The sequence below is a fragment of the Kluyvera sp. 142486 genome, from assembly GCF_046569695.1.
Taxonomy (GTDB): domain Bacteria; phylum Pseudomonadota; class Gammaproteobacteria; order Enterobacterales; family Enterobacteriaceae; genus Kluyvera.
Window position 1 is genome coordinate 1 of the sequence record NZ_JBKHUI010000046.1, and the last position, 632, is coordinate 632.

Below are 632 nucleotides of genomic sequence, written 5' to 3' on the forward strand. Positions count from 1 at the left end.
TGACTGGGGTGAAGTCGTAACAAGGTAACCGTAGGGGAACCTGCGGTTGGATCACCTCCTTACCTTAAAGAAGCGTTCTTTGAAGTGCTCACACAGATTGTCTGATGAAAATTAGCAGTAAAAATCTCTGCAGGCTTGTAGCTCAGGTGGTTAGAGCGCACCCCTGATAAGGGTGAGGTCGGTGGTTCAAGTCCACTCAGGCCTACCAAATTTTACCTGATTCTGCGTTGTGAAATAACTCACATACTTCAGTATGCTTCGTTATTCCACGCCTTGTCTCAGGAAAAATTGTCGGTACAGAGATTAGCATTTTGCGATGGGGTTATAGCTCAGCTGGGAGAGCGCCTGCCTTGCACGCAGGAGGTCTGCGGTTCGATCCCGCATAGCTCCACCATCCTTTACTGCAACAAACCCAAGAAAACTTCAGAGTGTACCTGAAAAGGTTCACTGCGAAGTTTTGCTCTTTAAAAATCTGGATCAAGCTGAAAATTGAAACAGCACACTGAACTCTGTTCTCCGTAATAAGAACAGACTGAAGTGTGTTTGAGTCTCTCAAATTTTTGCAGCGCGATGATGAATCGAAAGAAACATCTTCGGGTTGTGAGGTTAAGCGACTAAGCGTACACGGTGGA

Annotated in this window: 2 tRNA genes and 1 rRNA gene; all 3 read left to right on the plus strand. The window is 46.0% G+C overall.

Annotated elements, in window-relative coordinates:
- Positions 1 to 62: ribosomal RNA gene (locus ACLGE8_RS22675) — 16S ribosomal RNA — on the plus strand; the annotation flags it as partial.
- A 69-nt stretch (positions 63 to 131) separates the two neighbouring features.
- Positions 132 to 208: transfer RNA gene (locus tag ACLGE8_RS22680), tRNA-Ile, on the plus strand.
- 110 nt (positions 209 to 318) lie between these two features.
- A tRNA-Ala gene (locus ACLGE8_RS22685) sits at positions 319 to 394 on the plus strand.
- The last annotated feature ends 238 nt before the right edge of the window (positions 395 to 632 follow it).